The sequence below is a fragment of the Sphingobacterium yanglingense genome (assembly GCF_004363245.1).
Classification (GTDB): Bacteria; Bacteroidota; Bacteroidia; order Sphingobacteriales; family Sphingobacteriaceae; genus Sphingobacterium; species Sphingobacterium yanglingense.
The window spans coordinates 123,510-142,172 of the sequence record NZ_SNYV01000019.1 but is presented as its reverse complement, the minus strand read 5'-3'; the positions used below and the strand labels follow the sequence as shown (position 1 = coordinate 142,172).

Genomic DNA, 18,663 nt, shown 5'->3' with positions numbered 1-18,663 from the left:
ATTATTTGAATGTGAATTTTGCACTGAAACTAAACGTCTTGGCTGATGGATAAGTCGAATTATCTATCCCCATACCAATACCAACTTTTGAACTAGACCAGTTCCCTTGAGGATCAAAACCTGGATAGCGTGTCAAAGTAAACAAGTTGGATGCTTGAAACCCTAGATCCACACCTTGCAACAAATTATCTCCAAAAAGTTTACCTGGTAACCTATAAGCTAGATTTAATGCATTAAGTCGGATATAAGAGGCATCGTACAGCCAAAAATCGGAGAACACACTATTCTTACCATTACCGTAAGGCAATGCCCGAGGAAGGGTGGCTTCATAAGGGCTCAAGAAGGTCGCGCTTTGCCCACCGATCTGATAACTTTGATTAAAATTACCAGTGTTGCCTGAGTTTGTACGAGGTAAATCCCAAAGTCTCTTGTTGCCATAAGCATAAGTAAACTGCGCGTTTAGTCTTAATCCTTTATAGATAAAGGTAGCACCAAAACCTCCGAAAAACTTCGGATCGGCATTGCCAATAATGGTACGATCTCCATCTTTCGTAATCACACCATCGCCATCAAGATCTTGCATATAGAGATCTCCTGGCGCTTCTTGTCCGTCTCTATAAAAGCCTTTCGCTCCCGTACTTGACTGATTTTGAAGTGCAATAATCTCCTCTTGAGTCACGAAAAGACGTCCATAGGTCTTGTAGCCGTACCACTGCCCTACACGCTCACCCTCTTTGATATACATCATGTCCGAAAAAGTAAGGTCTTTGACGGATTCATTGATCTTGTTCAAGAAAGTTTTGTTAGTAGATATATTAAAATCTACACTCACCTTCATATCTTGCTTTTTCAGCACATCGGCCGTAATATCAAATTCAAAACCTCTGTTTTTCATCGAAGCAACATTCGCTGAGACATTTTTGAAAGCGGAACTAAAAGGAATCGGCTGGCTATTGATCAAATGATCGGTAACCTTATTGTAGTAACCAATCGATCCGCGGATGCGCTCGTCCCAAACGCCATAGTCTAAACCGATATCCGTCATCTTGGCCTGCTCCCATTGTAGATTGACATTACCTAAAGTACTAGGTACAATTGCCGGCGCGTCATTGTAGGTCGTCGATCCAACACGGGTTTGCCAATCGTAGTTACCCAAATTTTGCGAGCCTGCTAATCCCATAGATGCACGTAACTTCAAATAAGAAAGCTGTTGGGAGAAGTTTTCTTTAATAAATTTTTCTTCATGGATAAGCCATGCAAAAGCTCCTGACGGGAATAAGCCCCAACGCTTGCCTGGACCAAAACGAGAAGATCCATCCCGGCGAACAGTACCCGAAAGAATATACTTTTCATTGTATTTGTAATGCGCTCGCGCGAATTGCGATATCAACGCATTACGATAATAATTTTCAGCCAACAGACCACGTACTGCCGCTGAACCAAAATTGATCAGGATATCATCATCTGGAAACTTACTGGCATTCATTTTATATTCGTTCCCCTTAAAACTCTCCATAGAGAGTCCTCCCATCGCAAGTACATCGTGCTTTCCAAAAGTGCGTGCAAACGTTGCCGTATTCTCCCAAACGGAGGTCACATCTCTCCTGTTTGTCCATGATCTTGTCGCATCGGTAGCGTATGATGTCCCTCTTCTATTAAAGCTCAAGTTCTGCGAATTTAAGTATCCTGTAGTATAGGCTGTCTTAAATATCATCCCCTGAAAAGCTTCCCACTCTAAAAAACCCGTTCCTGTGAAATTCTCAACACGTCCCTCTTTCGTATTCGCCAAGGTAGTTAATGGATTTTCGGTATAATAATCATGGGTATAGATTGTACCATCTTCATTGTACATCGGCATGTCCGGCCTGATACGATATATGATATCCAGCATTCCATCCTTATTGTCTGTCTTACGGGTAGATCCATTGATATTCATTCCAAACTTCAAGCCTTTGCTCAGCTTAGCCTCCATATTAAAGCGACCGCCAAACTGCTTGCTCTGTCCACCTTTGACTACACCTTGGTAATCACCATGATTTAAGGATAGGTAATACACTAAATTGTTTGATCCACCACGAAGCCCAAGATCATAATCTTTGTTCCATGGACTCTGCGTCATCTCTTTGACCCAGTTGGTATTGCCATTATGAAAGGCTGTAGCTAAGGGACTAAAATTACTTTTGTCAAACTCACTAGTATTTAAACGGAAAAAGGCTTGCTCATCTAAAAACTGACGAGTAAAATAATCAAATGATCCTTGATTAAAATTTTCTTCAGCTGATGCCGCAATCGAAAACTTCTTATAATCTTCGGCATTCATATATTTGAAGCCGTTAAAATTTTGCTTTGCCAGGCCAAAACGTGTAGAAAACTCGATAGTCGGACTCATATTGGCCACACCTTTACGCGTAGTTACAATCACAACACCATTAGCTGCACGCGAACCGTATAATGCTGTAGCAGAAGCATCTTTCAAGATATCAATACTCTCTACATCATTCAAATTAAGGTTATACAACGTATTGCTCACATCTCCAGAGGTATTGTTGGAATAATCTGGCACTCCGTCGATAATCCATAATGGTTGATTGCTGCCTGACAGAGATGATGCTCCACGAATAACCACGCTGATTGGCGAGGTAGGGGAGGCTGACTGTATTACTACATTCACCCCAGCGGCACGTCCTTGTAGGGCAGATTGTACCGTAGCTCCCATAGGTGCATTTTCTAAATCTTTGGCCGTAACACGTGCTATAGAACCCGTAACATCCCTTACTTTGGATTGACCATAAGCGGTAACAACGACTTGATCCAGTTCTCCATTGGCAATACTGAGTTGAATAGTCTCTGAAGAAACATTACTGCCTTTGATACTAACAGTCGATGTCTGTGCACCATACCCTACCATACTAACAGTATAAGACACAGTTCCATTGTCTAGGTTCGGAATGGTAAAGCGTCCATTGGCATCGGTCTGTACCTGCCCTTTGCGGTTACCGTTTTTGAAGGATACTGTAGCGCCTGCAATAGGTTGCTTACTGTCTTTATCCTCTACGCGTCCTGTGAACGAAAATTGCTGTTGTTTATCTTCTCGGTTATTATCAGTTAGTGTTTCTTCCGTTGAAGCCTTCAACTTGACAACAACCATATTTTTATCAATGGTATAGGTCAACGACTGCCCCTCAAAGCTATGCTTAAGGATGTCGTCTACACTCCCATCTTTAACAGATACATTGATTTTTTTTGCTGCCCGAAGCACATCATTATCATAGATGAAATCGTACTTCGTCTGTGTCCGTATCTCTTTAAAAAGATCGGTTAGTGATCCATTTTTTATCTGGATGGTTAATCTTTGCGCCTCGGCCACTGAATGCGACATAAGCAGCGCAGGTAATCCCAAGCAAAAGAGCACTTTTGCTATGCGATATTTGGTCTTAATCATAAAGGTTAGTTATTATTTATGTATTATTTTAAAATTTCACGGTTATTTGGTTTAGCCCTAGTCTACATAAAGCCTCCTTTCTTTGAGTTTGTAAGCCATTTTCTCGGTTTTTGACAAGAAGTCCAACACTTCTTTTAAGCTTCGTTGACGAGAAATAATTCCTGTAAAATGGACTTTGGATTTGGCTGGACTGATTTCCACATCAACATCGTACCAATGGGCAATTTTGTCCATAACCTCTGTAATAGGAGAATCCTCAAAATAAAAATCATTGTTTTTCCAGTCCAGCTCCTTATCTAGATTTACAACTCTCTTATGTAATCCTTTGGCCGTAAAGAGTGCCTGTTCGCCAGGCCCCAAGATCAATGTCTTAGTTGGCTCTATGGATGAAAACACACGAACACTCCCCTCTTGTAAAGTTGTCTTCGTGACCTGAAAATCTTGGGTATTAATACTGAAACGGGTTCCTAAGACCTCTACCAATTGCTGAGCGGTACGTACGATAAAAGGTTTTTTTTCATTTCGCTGTACTGTAAGAAAAGCCTCTCCGTCTAGATGGATCTCTCGCTGATCACTGCCTTCGAAAGTATTAGGAAAACGAATAGTACTGCCTGCATTGAGATCTACTATAGTGCCGTCTTCTAATTGTAAGCGAACCACTCCTCCATAGGGAGTTTTGACCGTATGATATAATATGGGTTGACGCTTTTCGCTAGCCGTATTGCCCTGTGTGATGGTAAGACCATACTGCTCGTCCTGAAGAACATGTACCCCATAATCGCTCAAAACAGTATCCTGCAAAGTAGCCCCTACTGACAGTTGCTCGCCATTGGATAGGGTGAGCACAGCTTTTCCCTCTGCTGGCCCTACCGCTGCTAAAGCTGCTCCGCTATCTGATGCTTCCTCACTTAAGAAATAGTAGGTACCTACAGAAAGGAAACATACAAGCAGGGCCGCAGCAGCATAAGGCACATAACGAACGGATGTCCTCTTTATCTCTCTATCGACACGCTCTTCAAATCTGGCTAAAGAATCATGAATTTGTTCTTCCGTCAATTCGCGAGAATCTGGGTGTCGAAATCGGTCCAACCAACGCATCAAAACCGATAACTCGATAAGAGAAACCTTACCTTTTAAAAATTTTTTAAATATGTGATCTCGTTCCGTCATAACACACGATCATCAAGGGCTCTTTTACCCCTGTTGTCTATATTATGTCGTCCATGCTGGAACCAACCAGTACCCTTGCTAAGAAATAATTACTAAGAAGCTGTTAACCAACAGCTTTTTTTTCAGAATTGATATCGCTTTGGTGATATGGGTAGAGACGGTATGTATAGAAATACCAAGCTGGGCAGCAATCTCTTCATGGTTTAGGCCTTCTTCGCGACTCAGTAGAAAAGTCTCACGCATACGTGGAGGAAGTTTATTCAGCTCTTCGCTGATGTATTCTTTAAATAGGGATTCGCGGGCAGCGTAGTCTGTATTGGAAATTATACCGGTCAATTCATCTTCCATATTGGAAAGGTAGATGTCTTTATTTTTCTTTTTAGCAATGACATCCAATACTTTATATTTAACAGCCTTCGTTAGATAGCCGGCTAGTCGCTCTTTTAACACAATCCTTTCCCTACGCTTCCATACCTGTAATAATATATCCTGTACGATATCCTCGGCTGTAGCTAAATCCCCAGTTTTATGGTAAGCTAGGCGAAGCAGATTACCATAAAACCGCTTATATAGCTCTTCATAGGCAGTTCTACTATCTTGATTACATACGAGCTGTAGAAGCTCTTCATCTGTTTCATTATTCACGCTCACGTTCGCTCTTGTTGCTTCTTCAATAGGTGTGCCCCATCGCCTGAGGCTATAAATGTCTTTAGTGCTATACGAAGATAAGATGAATTTAAATGATACAAACATTTACTTAAAAAAATAAGCTCCAAGTTTAATAACTTGAAGACATATTATACAGACTAGCACTGCAAAAAAATGCAATACCAGTCTGTAATAGGCTTGCTGAAAAAATATTAGATTTTTTCAAGCCCATTAGCCCCCAAGGCCATATATAGATTGATCCGTTCGATACGTTGTTGAAGCTGGAGATCGATATTATTCATTTCTCTTTTTATCAGATCTCTCTGTTTTTGCAGGAGAATAAAACTATTGCTATTCCCTACACTAATCTGTTTTTGAGTAAGCTTTATATTCTTCTGTAGAGCCGCGATCGCCTGCTCTTGAAAAACTTCTTGCTTCGCTATAGAAGCGAGATTAGCCAAGGCAGATTCCACCTCGCTGAAGGCTAGCAGTACAGCTTTGGCATATTCCTCTACGACCTGTTGCTGTTCCGAAGTTTTGATTTCTACATTCTTCTTTAATCTCCCTCCATTAAAAATCGGGGTTACCAATCCACCACCAATACGTATCAGTGGGTTGGAAAACAAGTTGCTAATTCCGCTCACATTGGTCTCTGCTCCTCCCAGAGCAGCATTGATACTGATGGAAGGCAATCGTGCGGCCTTAGCTTCCTTTACTTCGTAAAAACTTGATTCTATCTGAAACTGCCTAGCCATGATATCGGATCTCGTTTCCAAAAGATTCATCGGAAAACTGGACGGAATATGTTTATCCAAAGGAAGAAATGCAGCATTAATCTGGATCAACCCCTCCGGGTATCTTCCACAGAGTATTTCGAGGCTTCTCCTGGATTGCAAATTTGCATTTTTCACCTTCTCAAGGTAAGAATTGAGGAGTATGAGTTCGCTCTCTATATTGGACAGATCAATCTCATTGGCAGTACCTACCTTCATCTGAATCGAGTAGATGTCTTTCAAATCGGCTGTTCTGGAAATAAACTCCGTAATCTTCTGTTCTTGATACTGCCCAGCGAGATTCAGATAATAGGCTTTCGCAATCATAGAAGCTATAGACTGTTCTAACATCTTTTGCTGAAAAGCCGCTGAATAATACTGACTGACGCTTGCCATTTCTGCAGACTTATTCTTACCCCATAGGTCTAGTTCCCAACTTGCTTTTAACTGCAGGTTACCAATATGACTGCCACTGACCAGGTTATTACTTGTATTTGCCAGGGCATTGACACTGGGGTATAGATTACTCCCAGCAATATCCATAGCGAGTTCGACTTGATTCAGCTTCTCCTTGGAGATAAGAACATCGGCATTATGGGCGACCCCGTCTTTGATTAAAGTCTCCAGTTCGGATGTAAGCATCCCTTTCATCCAGTCATAGGAGAAATCGGGGAGATCCTGATTTCTCTCTGCAATCCATCTATCTGAAATCTCCACGTGCTCTTTGATCTGACTGGTATTTTTCAATCCATCGATATCCGTTGTGGTGGCTTTCTTATAACCTATACAGGACGTCAGATTTAGCAGTAATATGCATCCTAAGCTTATTTTTCTGAGCATCTTAATGAAGTTTAGGGATTAAGTAATTGACCTTACTGCTGATCCGTACCATAACCTTACGGATGAGGTGAAGCGGTTTTATATTATCCGAATAAATCACAGCTGTGCCTCTTGATCCTACAGTAAGTGGAGGCTGGTTTTCATCCAATACAAATTTTGCAATCAACTTGCCATCTGTTTCAGGTAGCACCCTTGCTGTTTCTGGAATCCCAGCAGTGGAACCTGCACCACCGATCATCCCGCCGGCATTGTTCATGATACCCTGACTCGTAGCATCGACAACATATTCCAGTTTGGCTTTTATAACCTTTCCTGGAGCAGTTTTTAAGGCTAGTTCTACCTCATCACCACTTTTCACCGCCTCTAACTCATTCTGCGCATAGAACGCAATGATAGTTTGCTGCTTTTGAATCAATACAAAAGCGGATTTGAACGGTGCCATCATGGCTCCTTCATTCAACTGCACGTTGGGAATAAAACCGTCTGTAGGTGCTACAACAACGGTTTGTGACAGATTCCATTTTGCCTTGTCCAAACGGGCATTCAATTCTGCCACCGACGCATTCTCGCCACCGTGATTAGAATAGTATTTTGTCTCTAAAGAGGATTTCTGCGCCTGTGCTGCACTAATTCTTGACTGCAGATCTTGCGAAGTCGCTACAGCCTGTTCCAGATCGAATCTATTGGCAGCCCCTGCATCGACTAGCTCTTGATACTGCTTAATTCTTTTATTGCTCAAATCTAGCTGTGATTGTAGGCTCGATATATTACGGCGCGCAGCTTCAATCTCTGAACTGTAGGACGAAACTGTAGACTTCATATTACTAATCTGGGCCTCTAGAGATCGAATCTCCTGTTCATAAGGAGTGGGATCTATCGTAAACAATGTATCTCCTTTAACGACCTCCTGATTTGTTTTAACGTATACTTTCTCTACCCTACCCAGGACCTGACTCGTAATATCCACACTCCTATTCCCTACTTTGACATCGGATGTAATAGGACATAGGTAGTTGAGACTCAAAATTAGTGCTATAGAACCGAAAATCGGTAAGGAGTAAACTACGACCTGCGTCGTAAAATTCCAAGGGATAAGTTTTAACTTTTTAATGAGCAACCAGCAAATCCCTGCATATATTCCTATTAATAATTCTAACATGATATTTCTTCTTGATTTTTATACTTACCCAACGCTACGCTTTATCGATAGTAGGTAAGTTCTCTGTTTCTGATACTATTGCTAAATCCCGGCTTTCTTCAGGAAGTTCTTCTTCCTTTGATTCATCAGCCGGAGAGTCATCTTTCTTATAGTCATAATTTGCCCAGATCAATGCTACTGGCCAAAGGAGCCCTCCAAAGATCAGAGAGAGAAGGCACATGGTTTTTATGGCACTCAACTGGGGGTGTTTTTTCTTTTCCGCTACTTTTTCAGGGTAAATATGGAGCTTCCAAAACAGAAAGATTCCGGCAAATGGCAAAACAAGGATGATAAACCAGGATGCCACATCTGCTATAGCGTCTTCGGCTCCTCCCGAAGAGGCGTATGATACACTGCACAACAATAATAAATACAGCGTTGTTAATAGTTTTTGCATAACAAATAATATTAGGAATAAATATCCCGGCCATATCAATGGAGATAGTGCCGGGAATCATGAAAACATGATTTAAAACGAATCGTTAGTTCGGTATTCTCCGCAGGAGACTGCCTGCAGAAAGACGACATTCTCATTATATGCTACTACCTGTCGCATCTCAAAACCTGTTCGACATACTGAAATCGATCTCGCAGAGGCCATCGTTAAATAGGATACTTCCTTCAGCTGGGCATGTGAGGCATTGGTACCGAAAAGCATCGGCAAACCCAATAGGGCTATTGTTAAAATTCTTTTGTTCATTATTTTTCGTCTTAAATCTATTTCATCATAACAAGCTATTAATAAGCATTATGACAACACAAAACTATAATGAACAAAAACTAAAAAAGTATTCTTAAGTTATTTTTTAGGTGGTGTTTTTTTATTTATGCGGGCAGATAATCTAGATAAAGAATTGGGAGTTATACCTAGAAAATTAGCAATATGCTTGCGATTTGCATTCTGTGTAACAAAGGATCTGTCTTTTAGAAAGTCTTCATAGCGGTCGCTTGGAGAGTCACTGCATAATTGTTCGGTACGGATACGCAGCGTATCAATAGTGACTTTAAGAGATTCTATATAGAACCGAAAGATACCTTTATATTGAAAGGCTAGCTCTTCCAGCCGATCTTTCTGGAAAAGGAACAGCTGTGTATCTATAACGGATTCTACATTGTATTTGGTGTCCTTTTGATCGGTATAGTAATCTGGGATGCCAATGATTACATCTTTATGTGCTTCTGAGGTGAGAAATATATTATTTTCGGTACCATCTTCAGAATAGAAAAACCAGCGCAACAAACCTGTAGCAAGGACAAAAACATAGTCAAATCGATCTCCAGACTGTACCAATGTTGTCCTTTTAGGCAGAAACACGGGCTTACAGATCGCAGAGAGCTCTATACGTTCCTCTTGATTGAGTGCGGGAATACTTTCCAAATATGCCAATATATCAGCTGGTCTTGATAACATAAAGTTCGCTAGTCTATGGAATAAAACTTAGTATTAAGGTATGAATAATAGATAACAATAAAAACAGAACATTCGAAATCGTGCTGTGCATTGTCCTCCTTAATGAGTACATTAGTAAAAACATCACTATCATGAAGTCGAATTATTTCATATTATTATTTTTACTGATAACCATCAGCACTACAGGTGGGATTTATGGACAAGTACGTGTGGTAGAAAAAGCGGAAAGAGAGATATACCGATCGGGAAAAAATACAGCATACGAAATAGGCAGCTTCGAACTAAAAAATGGACAGCGAAAAATTTACTTCCGGGATTGCAATGAAAAAGAGAATAAACTATCTTTCGGGGAGGTGATCCTACAGAGTCAACAGGATTTCGATTACCTCTACACCGTGATCACCGATGGATTTAACCAAAAAGTAGACTTACCCATAAAAATAGATCTAGGTGATTCTTATCTCTTTCTACATTATGACAAGGTAATAGGCGCCACCATACTGCAGATTGGCCATGCCTACAAGAATACTCCTTACAAAAAAATGTTATCAACTACGTTAAGCAAAAAGGATATCAATAAACTTTTTGAAAAGTAGTCAAGTATCCTAATTCGACTTTTTTACGATAAAAGACCATTACACTTGTATCGTAATGTAGATCCTGATTATCGCTATGACCTACCAACAGAGAGGGGGCATAGCCCCTTGCCTCAATGACGCCCCTACGGAAAGCCAGATTTTCAGGATCCACACGTTTTATTACATAATCAGTTTCACTACTTTTTAGTAAATTTCAGAACCACAATGTCTCCAGAAATAAAGACAAGCTCATTGTTCTGAATATCAAACTTAGTGACAGTCTCCAACGCCTGCATAAATTCATTATAGGCTACGCCCTCGCAATGCATCATCGTACCTACTAGTTTGTCGCCGATCTTAATAGAATTGCCTTCCTTACTCTCATAAGTACCGCCTATTCCATTACAGCCGTTATTCCCCTCGACCTTATTTTCTTTTGTATTGAAGGTTAAAGTAGGTGCTTTGTCTTTAAACAGCTCGGCTACTGTCTTTCCTCCCGCCGCAGGGGTTGTCATCGCACTCAACGTCCAGCTGCCTTCCAATGCTTCATGTGTTAGCGTGGATTGCACGGTATCCTTTGGAGTTTCGATCGAATCGGACTTTACAGCTGGTTCTCCTTGATTACTACCTGTACGGGAATTACACGCTGTAAAAAACAATGATGCCACTAGAGCCAATGATAATAGTTTTGTATTCATATGTGTTTAATTTGTTTTTAGTAGCTATATGGAATACCCAAATTACACTCATCCGTGTCTGTGCAGTCATTACTACATAGATATTTCATTACTTCTTTTTTGAGGTTAACATTCTAGCAGTTTACTTAAGCTTTAGTTAAAACAATTTTCTTGCCAAAAATACTAACCAAGGCATCACTATTGCTGAACAAACGTGACAGGACTAAGCTGCCGTACCTAATACTTCATCAAAATATCCAACACCTCCTCTTCTTCGCTAAGGCCATTAGGCAATGGCCAATTCGCAAGAAACAACCGAACAAGTCTCCTTTAGACTCCTAATCTCTTCTATATGGGGCATGTTCCTTACCAACGTCTCGGATCATGCACATTTCCTCATGCTCTCAAAAGAGGTTGTGTACTACAACGAAAAGCACCACCAAAACTACGGCTAATCCTGAAATCAACATACTCGACCTGAATCCCCTCCTGTTCAATCTGCTCTCCGATATGTCTAAATGCGGGGTCTGTAATGTACACTTCTTCGGAAATAGGCAATCCATTTGTCGCTAGATTTTTGGCCTCATCCAATGTTACGGAGATACTCTTCCAATCCTTCAGAACTACAGGCACCCCATCCAATAAAGCCTCCTCGCACAGGACCATCAGTCCTTTTCTCACCAATCCCAGTGCACAATCCAGATGAAGTATCTCGGGGTGTAAACGAACGGATTGGACGGTATAACCTAGAGGAGTCAAAAGCTTAGAAAGCCAACGGAAGCCCAGCTCATTGGATGCCAAGCCAGAATTACCAACGAAGACATGCTTATCAAGAACCAGAACATCTCCCCCTTCAATAAAGGGTCCATTGCCCAATGTCAAATCACGCTCGTCTGCAATCTCAGGGTAAGGAGCCGCTACATACATACAATCCGCAGGGTAGACTTCGCGTAAAAACAGATCTCTGAGCGGCCACACTTCATGCCTCCGATGTAAAAAACGCATTGCCCCCTCAACCACTGTATTACCTATAACAAAGAAAGGGTCTCTAGTGAAAAAATTGGAATATCCATCTTTGGGACTCATCTCCTTCTCAGCGATAGTCAGCTTACGTACGGTCAGTACCTCTACTCCATGCTTTTCTAATGTTTGTCTAAAGACCTTCCGCTCAGTCTCCCATTGCAGCTGCAAATCAGGATAAGCCTCTGCAAAACTACGTCCACGATTGGCTATTGAGTCTTCTTCGGCCCCATCGGCCAGAAAACGAAGATCACTGGCTCTGACTTCGAGGGGATACCCAAATTCGGACTCTGCCAATACAACCTTCTGCAAACGGGCAAACTCACTCTGTACAAAAATCATAATATTAATTCCTTTTTTACGCTATCTCTATATACCAAACCTCATGCCTAAAACCCATGAATACGCTGAAAGGTATCGTTATCAATCTATCTACGGTTCATCGGACTATTTATCCTTTGTAGAGAAAAGAAGACTGCCCCTTGGGACAGTCCGCTCTATTAAACTATAAACTATTAGATATATAGGCATGATTTATTTTCCTTTTTTACCATATAGGACATGGGCAAACAGAACCAATGCGGTACACAGTCCTCCTGTCCACACCACCCCTTCCCATTGGTAGTATTTCCAAGCCTGTGATGCTAGATAGGTACCAAGGGAGCCCCCAACAAAATAGCTAAACATATATACGGTATTCAATCTGTTGGTAGCCCGGATAGGGAGAGCAAAGAAGGAGGACTGATTACTGATATGCATGGACTGCAATCCCAGATCAATAAGTATGACACCTATAATCAATCCTATATAAGTGTACCCTCCAAAATAAAAGATAATCCAGCTCAGTAATATTAATACTATTGACCCAAGGATGATAGCATATGTCGAGGTCTTTTTGGCTACCTTTCCGACCTGCGATGCGGCCAGTGCGCCAACGGCACCGACCAGACCAAAAGATCCGGCAACAGCAGAACCAGCATAAAAGGGCTCTCCTTCTAGATGGAATACCAATGCTATCCAAAAGGCACTGAATCCCGCAAACCCTAAAGCTCCCCGAAAGGCTGCTAGTCTTAATACAGGCTGTGTACGGATCAAGTGGATCAGTGAACGCATCAATTGTCCATAACTTCCGTTAAAATTAGGCTGCACATCAGGTAGGCGCAGGGCCAATAGTACAACTAATACACACATAGCTCCGATCGCGATGTAATAGATTGCTTTCCATCCCCACAGATCGCCGACGAAACCTGCCGACACCCTAGACAACAAAATACCCAATAATAAACCACTCATGACCATACCTATGGCGGAGCTACGATTGTCTTCTGTAGCCAATTCGGCAGTCAAGGGAACAAACATCTGAGGTACAACAGAACTAAACCCTACCATAAAACTTGCTAAATATAATAATGGCAGTGTCGGTGCTACCACCATACCTATAAGCGATAAAATAATCAGGGCAAATATGCTTAAGATTAATTTTTTTCTCCGTACCATATCACCTAATGGAACAATAAAAAGCAGCCCCAAGGCGAAGCCAATCTGTGTCAACATAGCTATTGTACTTATCGTTGCTTCGGTAACGGCAAAATCTTTGGCCATCAGACCTAATAAAGGCTGATTATAATAATTATTACCGACTACAATCCCTGTGGTGATCGTCATTAGCCAAAGTAATCCCTTAGTTAACTTAGGTTTTACAGCTTGTGCTATGAGCTGTTCCTGATGGGAGGCAGCTGGTTCAAATCCTTTTATCGTGGTATTATTCGTTATCATTTCTATAAAAATTACTACCGTCAAAGGTACAGGCTGCTAATTTTATAGAAATGAGGACTTCGCTCAATCCCTTGAAGAATTCATCATTCAGACTTGAACTCCTTAGGGCTCATACCAACATGCTGTTTAAAAAAGTTTGAAAAATAGGGGGCATCAACAAACCCCAGGTCGAAAGCGATCTGCTTGATGGACAGATCGGTAGATTTTAATAAGCGTTTTGCTTCTAATACTAAACGTTGCTGTATCAATTGAATTGGGGAAACATGAAGGTATTGGCGGCATATCTTAGACAATTGGCTCGTCGATATATGTAGCTTGTCCGCGTAAAAGGCTACAGATTTCTCTCCACGAAAATTATCTTCAATAAGTTCCTGCAGCTGGATAAGGCGTAGACTATAAGGGTTGTTATAGACATCGGATGAGATACGTTGTACTTCTTTACTAAGGATTGAAGCAATGACTGCTACCCGTGAATGTATGATATCAGACAAGCAATCTACAGCATCGAGCTCTTTGTGTATAGCCCAAAATTCTGTCCGAAGCAGGATAAATGTCTCTTCTGATAATGTAATAATGGGATTACGTTGATAATAGGCGAATGGAAGTCTAAAATGTGGCGAAAACCGTTCAAAGCACTCTTTATCAACCATCAGTTGGTAACCTTTGGTCCCTGAATCAAGTGTCCAGCTATGAACTTGATTAGGAAAGAGAATATGTATCTGTCGATCTTGAATATCATAGTCCTTGAAATCAATCATATGTCGACCTGTGCATTTCTCAAACAGAACAAATAAAAAGAAAAAATGCCGGTGAGGATCTTGGATATGATGTACACCGTTCAGTTCGGAATAAGAAAACCCTTCATTCCCAGAAAGCTGATCATCGCGGAATCGCTGAATATCTATAGTTGGAAAAATATTCATTTAATATAGGATATGTACGCCATCCTTCAACACAAACGTAAGGAATATTGCTTACAAGAGAACAAGATTTTAACTAAAATCTAATCTTGAGTATTGGGACTGTTGTAGAGATACAAACGTCACAACTGTATTGTCTCTTTTAGATGTTTCGGTTCGCTTAACTCGATTAGTAGTAGTATATTTACATATTGACTCAATACATCTCTAAAACATGAACAAGAGTATTTTTTACGATAAATGGAGTTTAATGCTAGTAGTTTTACTGCTGACATTCACTTCGTGCAACAGCTCTAATGAAGATAAAGCAGAGCGTCTCGATCGCGAGGGAAAGACCGAAGAGGCTATCAAGCTTTATGAACAGGCTATCGAAGAAGGTAGTGTTGGAGCCATCAACAAACTCGCCCTACTGTACAGCAATACGCACCAGCCCGAAAAGGCGAAAGAATACTATAAAATGGCAGTAGCGAAGGGGGATAAAGAAGCTGCTGGGATCTTGGCGAATTTCAGTCTAAGAGATGAAAAGTATGAGGATGTGATTACCTATCTGAAACCTATTGTGGACGCTGGGGACACGACGCAGGTCTATACATTGGGAAGCGCCTATGTAAAATTGGGACAATATGAGGATGCTGTACAGGTATTGCTAAAGAATAAAAATAGTGTGTATGTTAAAACCATATTGGGGACAGCCTATTATGAACTGGGAGACAAGGAAAATGCTGAAAAATATTGGAAATCGGGTGTATATGACCACAAATCGGGTGGTATCAACTCCTACAACAAACTGCTAGAACTCTACAAAGAGCAGGGTCGGACGGCAGACTATAACGCATTGGAAGGCGCATATTGATAACACTTGTCACAAAAGGTTCTGCAAAAAGTAGGTAGTCTTGATCTTGTTTAAAAAATGCGCAGCTTTTACAAGCTGCGCATTAAATGGATTGTAATAAACCTAAAACCAGTTATCCTTCGTATTGGATCGACCAGTCAAATGGCGTTGTACAAGGGTCGCATTCAAATTTCAACACCTTACCCAAGCATTTTGCTTTTTTTCCTTTCTTTACAAATACATAAGCAAGATCTAGGTATTCTTCGACTTCTCTTCCACTCTCATCTCTACCTTTTAGTATAACAGAATAGTATTTCCCTTCGTCATCTTTTTTGTAAAACACCTCATTGACTGTGACTTTTTGAGGGAGATCATCATCGCAACAACTGCACCATAAAATAAGAATAGGTTCTTTTTTGAGGTAGGCGACAGCAGCCTCTGCTTGTCGCTGTGTCAATGCCTGGAGCTGATCCGCACGGGAGGCAACAGCAGTACACAGTAGCGCAAAAAGTAAAATAAAATTCTTCATATTAACATGTTTTTAAAATTCTGGTACACAAATATTATGCCTTTCGAAGACTAAAGCAGACATACAATAGGCTCCTTGGAGTACCACCAAAAATAAAGCTCTCAAAAAGTTGAGAGCTTTATATATTGAAAATCGTTAGCCTAGTCGATTGCAACGACTTTTCCAGCTTCATCAACCTTAAAGCTGAATGGGTAATAATTCTGACTTACCTTCCGACCAGTCTGCATCTTACCCTCTCCTTTTTTGGTTGTATTGATCGTAAAGTGCTGTTTTGGTTTTCCGTTATCATCAACGGAGAATGTATATTCTGCTAAAGCATAATTTTCGTAATCTTCAGGAATCAAACCAGCTGCTTCACCGACTTTATAGGGTATCGGCTCTACATCAAACTCCTTGACTGCTACCGTTTTTGTCTTAGCCAGGTGTTTCATTTTCTGCTTCGAACCAAAAGTCTCCTGTGGTTCTTTAGCACCATCTGAAGAACTAAAGACTTCTTCCATCTGTTTGTCTCCATCCCAATAGACAACAGTCACCGTTCCAAGTTCGCCATACAGTTCATCTTTTGCTTTGATGACCAATTCCTGCACCTGTTTATCCGCATCAAAATGCTTATCAATTAGCTGTTTTACAGCTTTACCACCACCCTCATTTTGTGGATATACACCTTCTCCACAAGAAGTCATTAAGAACACACCTGCTAAGGCCGCCAAAATTGTAGTTTTCATCTTTTTCATTTTCTGATTAATTATACTCATTTAGTTTGTTACTATATTCTTTGAACTATCCAAAGCTACAGATATTAACTAGAGTTATATGGAAAACGACATGACGATTTACAATTCGCAGGGATAGCGTATAAAAGCGTGTGAACTGTAGACAACAAAAAAGTCTAATCTACCGGATAGTGCTCTGTCTTTACTAAACTACCATCTTCGTCATACAACTTCCATTCGCCAAACTGTCGTCCGTTTCTATACTTTCCGTATGCGCTAATTTTTCCATTGGAATGATATCGGGTACACTCTGCTTCAAAATTTTCTTCTGCATCCTTATCGTCATAGATCATCAACTGTATTAAGTGTCCAGAGTCGTCGTAGTATCTCCACTCGCCTAAAGGATGTCGGTCTTTATTATAACCACCTTCTTCCCGAAGCTTACCATTTTCATGATAGGACCTACCTGAAATTAACTGTCCAGACTGATCATAGACCATGCTTTGCAGTAAATTGCCTTTATCTCCAAACATCTTCCATTCGCCGACCTTCTTGTCCTTCTCATAATGGACACTATCTGCCAACTGCCCATTCCAATGATAAGTTTTCCATTCACCAGCCCGTTTACCATTTTCATAACGCCCAATCTTTTCTAATCGACCATTATCAAAATAATACTTCCATTCTCCATCTTCGCTATACCCCTCGCGATTCCCAACACGCTTTAACTGGCCCTGGTCATTGTATTCTCTAAATTCACCCTTTGGCTCATCCTCCCGATAATTCCACACTTCCCATAGCTTACCATTGAGATGATAGGTCTTCCATTCGCCAGTAGCATGGTCTTCTTTGTATGTGCCGACCTCGCCCAGCTGCCCGTTTGATTGGTATGTTTTAGAGACTCCGGTTCTATCCCCATTGAGATATTGTACAGTCTCTCGCAGCTGTCCATTCTCATGATATGTCTTCCATTCGCCCGTCCTATTTCCAACGCTGTCGAACTGTCCTATTGATTCTATTTTCCCATTTTCAAAGAAAGATTTCCATTGCCCGATTTCCTTACCTTTGGCATCAAACTGTCCCCTTACTTTTATCTTACCATTAGCATAAAATATTTCGTGCTTCTGTTGCCCAAAGACAAATACATGCACCAAAAGAATGGATGTCAGTATGACTAGCTTTTTCATCGAGTTCTCCACTATTTATAACACCTTAGCTTTGCTCTTTATGGTTCCTACCCTGTTAACAAAATGGTCTATAAACTTGGATCAGTAATCGGGTAATACTTGACCAAGACATCTTTCCTAATATTATCCTTGCCCAATTTTTGACGGACGACAGAGGTATTGACCACTGTAATATATTTTACGGGGTCACCATTAGACTCGTAAATAATAACCTCAGCAAAGCTCACAGATGCAGGATCTTCGAGTTCTTGTTTTAACAAAGTCAGGTCGTCTGCGTCCAGCGTTTTTATCAGCTCATCTTTGTCTTCGATGTAAGGTATTTTCGCAACGGGCTTACGTCTGACCATCCAGGCATCGTTTTGCTCTGAAAAAGGTTCGGACGCTTTCCCAAACATCACTGCCAGCACAACGCTAACCAAAATAACCGCAAACTCACCAAACCAAAGCACCCACAATAAAGTACCACTAAAGTTGGAACTTCCTTCTATACGGAATGTCCCGACTTCATTCAAGGCCACAATTTCTTCTACTAAAGCCTGAGGATGGGTAAACAGAAAGAATATATTTTCAAAAAGTGCGGTATATCCTTCTTGGTCTCGATTTAATGAAAAACCGTTTGAATTGTACATAAACTCATCAAAAAATATCCATTGCATATAATAAGCCAACAACCCATAGAATACACCGATAACAGCGGCCACTCTGATATTCCTGATCTTTCCCAGACCAATCCCTTGGTCAATAAAAAAACCTAGACCAAGACCAAACATAACAGCCGATATAGCGGCAAACCAAATATTGGGAATCCAATGATTGACAAGGACATATAAAAGAGGCAAGAGAATACAACCTAATATTCCAAAAAGAACGGTTTTTAATACTCCTGTAACGGAGGCAGCCCCTGAGGGGATGTATTTTTTAGTCATGAAAGTTAATATTTGCGGGCAAA

18 protein-coding genes are annotated in these 18,663 nt (G+C 40.8%); 2 read left to right on the top strand and 16 right to left on the bottom strand.

Annotated elements, in window-relative coordinates:
* Position 1 precedes the first annotated feature (1 nt).
* From CLV99_RS21755 to CLV99_RS21720, 8 genes are all read right to left on the bottom strand, one after another.
* Entirely contained in the window at positions 2-3,442 is a 3,441-nt protein-coding gene (locus tag CLV99_RS21755; protein WP_133586627.1) for a SusC/RagA family TonB-linked outer membrane protein, read from the bottom strand.
* A gap of 57 nt (positions 3,443-3,499) precedes the next feature.
* Positions 3,500-4,612: a FecR family protein gene (locus CLV99_RS21750; protein WP_133586626.1), complete on the bottom strand. Its 1,113-nt coding sequence runs from the start codon at positions 4,610-4,612 to the stop codon at positions 3,500-3,502.
* A 78-nt stretch (positions 4,613-4,690) separates the two neighbouring features.
* The gene (locus CLV99_RS21745) at positions 4,691-5,365 is read right to left on the bottom strand and encodes an RNA polymerase sigma factor (protein WP_133586625.1); all 675 of its coding nucleotides are present in this window, start codon (positions 5,363-5,365) and stop codon (positions 4,691-4,693) included.
* Between the two features lie 107 nt (positions 5,366-5,472).
* Positions 5,473-6,873 (bottom strand): TolC family protein, encoded by a 1,401-nt coding sequence (locus CLV99_RS21740; protein ID WP_133586624.1) that lies wholly within the window; start codon positions 6,871-6,873, stop codon positions 5,473-5,475.
* A gap of 1 nt (position 6,874) precedes the next feature.
* Positions 6,875-8,032 carry an HlyD family secretion protein gene (locus CLV99_RS21735; protein ID WP_133586623.1) on the bottom strand — a complete coding sequence of 386 codons (1,158 nt, stop codon included), beginning with the start codon at positions 8,030-8,032 and terminating at the stop codon, positions 6,875-6,877.
* Between the two features lie 34 nt (positions 8,033-8,066).
* Entirely contained in the window at positions 8,067-8,468 is a 402-nt protein-coding gene (locus tag CLV99_RS21730; RefSeq protein WP_133586622.1) for a DUF3302 domain-containing protein, read from the bottom strand.
* Between the two features lie 72 nt (positions 8,469-8,540).
* Complete coding sequence (locus tag CLV99_RS21725) at positions 8,541-8,771, bottom strand: hypothetical protein (RefSeq protein ID WP_133586621.1); 231 nt, start codon at positions 8,769-8,771, stop codon at positions 8,541-8,543.
* 99 nt (positions 8,772-8,870) lie between these two features.
* Positions 8,871-9,482 (bottom strand): Crp/Fnr family transcriptional regulator, encoded by a 612-nt coding sequence (locus tag CLV99_RS21720; protein WP_133586620.1) that lies wholly within the window; start codon positions 9,480-9,482, stop codon positions 8,871-8,873.
* A gap of 131 nt (positions 9,483-9,613) precedes the next feature.
* On the opposite strand from CLV99_RS21720, the gene CLV99_RS21715 reads away from it, so the two are divergent.
* Positions 9,614-10,078 carry a hypothetical protein gene (locus CLV99_RS21715; RefSeq protein WP_133586619.1) on the top strand — a complete coding sequence of 155 codons (465 nt, stop codon included), beginning with the start codon at positions 9,614-9,616 and terminating at the stop codon, positions 10,076-10,078.
* 179 nt (positions 10,079-10,257) lie between these two features.
* Here the strand turns inward: CLV99_RS21715 and CLV99_RS21710 are convergent, their stop codons facing one another.
* The 4 genes from CLV99_RS21710 to CLV99_RS21695 all read right to left on the bottom strand — a co-directional run bounded on the left by CLV99_RS21710 (position 10,258) and on the right by CLV99_RS21695 (position 14,456).
* Complete coding sequence (locus tag CLV99_RS21710; RefSeq protein WP_133586618.1) at positions 10,258-10,758, bottom strand: META domain-containing protein; 501 nt, start codon at positions 10,756-10,758, stop codon at positions 10,258-10,260.
* Between the two features lie 375 nt (positions 10,759-11,133).
* The gene (locus tag CLV99_RS21705) at positions 11,134-12,099 is read right to left on the bottom strand and encodes a dimethylarginine dimethylaminohydrolase family protein (RefSeq protein ID WP_133586617.1); all 966 of its coding nucleotides are present in this window, start codon (positions 12,097-12,099) and stop codon (positions 11,134-11,136) included.
* A gap of 192 nt (positions 12,100-12,291) precedes the next feature.
* The gene (locus tag CLV99_RS21700; protein WP_133586616.1) at positions 12,292-13,533 is read right to left on the bottom strand and encodes an MFS transporter; all 1,242 of its coding nucleotides are present in this window, start codon (positions 13,531-13,533) and stop codon (positions 12,292-12,294) included.
* Positions 13,534-13,616: 83 nt separating this feature from the next.
* Complete coding sequence (locus CLV99_RS21695) at positions 13,617-14,456, bottom strand: helix-turn-helix domain-containing protein (protein ID WP_133586615.1); 840 nt, start codon at positions 14,454-14,456, stop codon at positions 13,617-13,619.
* A 211-nt stretch (positions 14,457-14,667) separates the two neighbouring features.
* Here CLV99_RS21695 and CLV99_RS21690 point away from each other — a divergent pair, with 211 nt between their 5' ends.
* Positions 14,668-15,306 (top strand): tetratricopeptide repeat protein, encoded by a 639-nt coding sequence (locus CLV99_RS21690; RefSeq protein WP_133586614.1) that lies wholly within the window; start codon positions 14,668-14,670, stop codon positions 15,304-15,306.
* A gap of 112 nt (positions 15,307-15,418) precedes the next feature.
* Here CLV99_RS21690 and CLV99_RS21685 read toward each other — a convergent pair whose 3' ends face one another.
* The 4 genes from CLV99_RS21685 to CLV99_RS21670 form a co-directional block, all read right to left on the bottom strand.
* Positions 15,419-15,814: a hypothetical protein gene (locus CLV99_RS21685; RefSeq protein WP_133586613.1), complete on the bottom strand. Its 396-nt coding sequence runs from the start codon at positions 15,812-15,814 to the stop codon at positions 15,419-15,421.
* Between the two features lie 140 nt (positions 15,815-15,954).
* Positions 15,955-16,539, bottom strand: a complete 585-nt coding sequence (locus CLV99_RS21680; RefSeq protein WP_133586612.1) for a hypothetical protein — start codon at positions 16,537-16,539, stop codon at positions 15,955-15,957.
* 164 nt (positions 16,540-16,703) lie between these two features.
* The gene (locus CLV99_RS21675; protein ID WP_133586611.1) at positions 16,704-17,714 is read right to left on the bottom strand and encodes a toxin-antitoxin system YwqK family antitoxin; all 1,011 of its coding nucleotides are present in this window, start codon (positions 17,712-17,714) and stop codon (positions 16,704-16,706) included.
* 68 nt (positions 17,715-17,782) lie between these two features.
* A complete protein-coding gene (locus tag CLV99_RS21670) occupies positions 17,783-18,640 on the bottom strand; it encodes a hypothetical protein (RefSeq protein ID WP_133586610.1) in 858 nt (285 codons plus the stop codon).
* Positions 18,641-18,663: the final 23 nt, after the last annotated feature.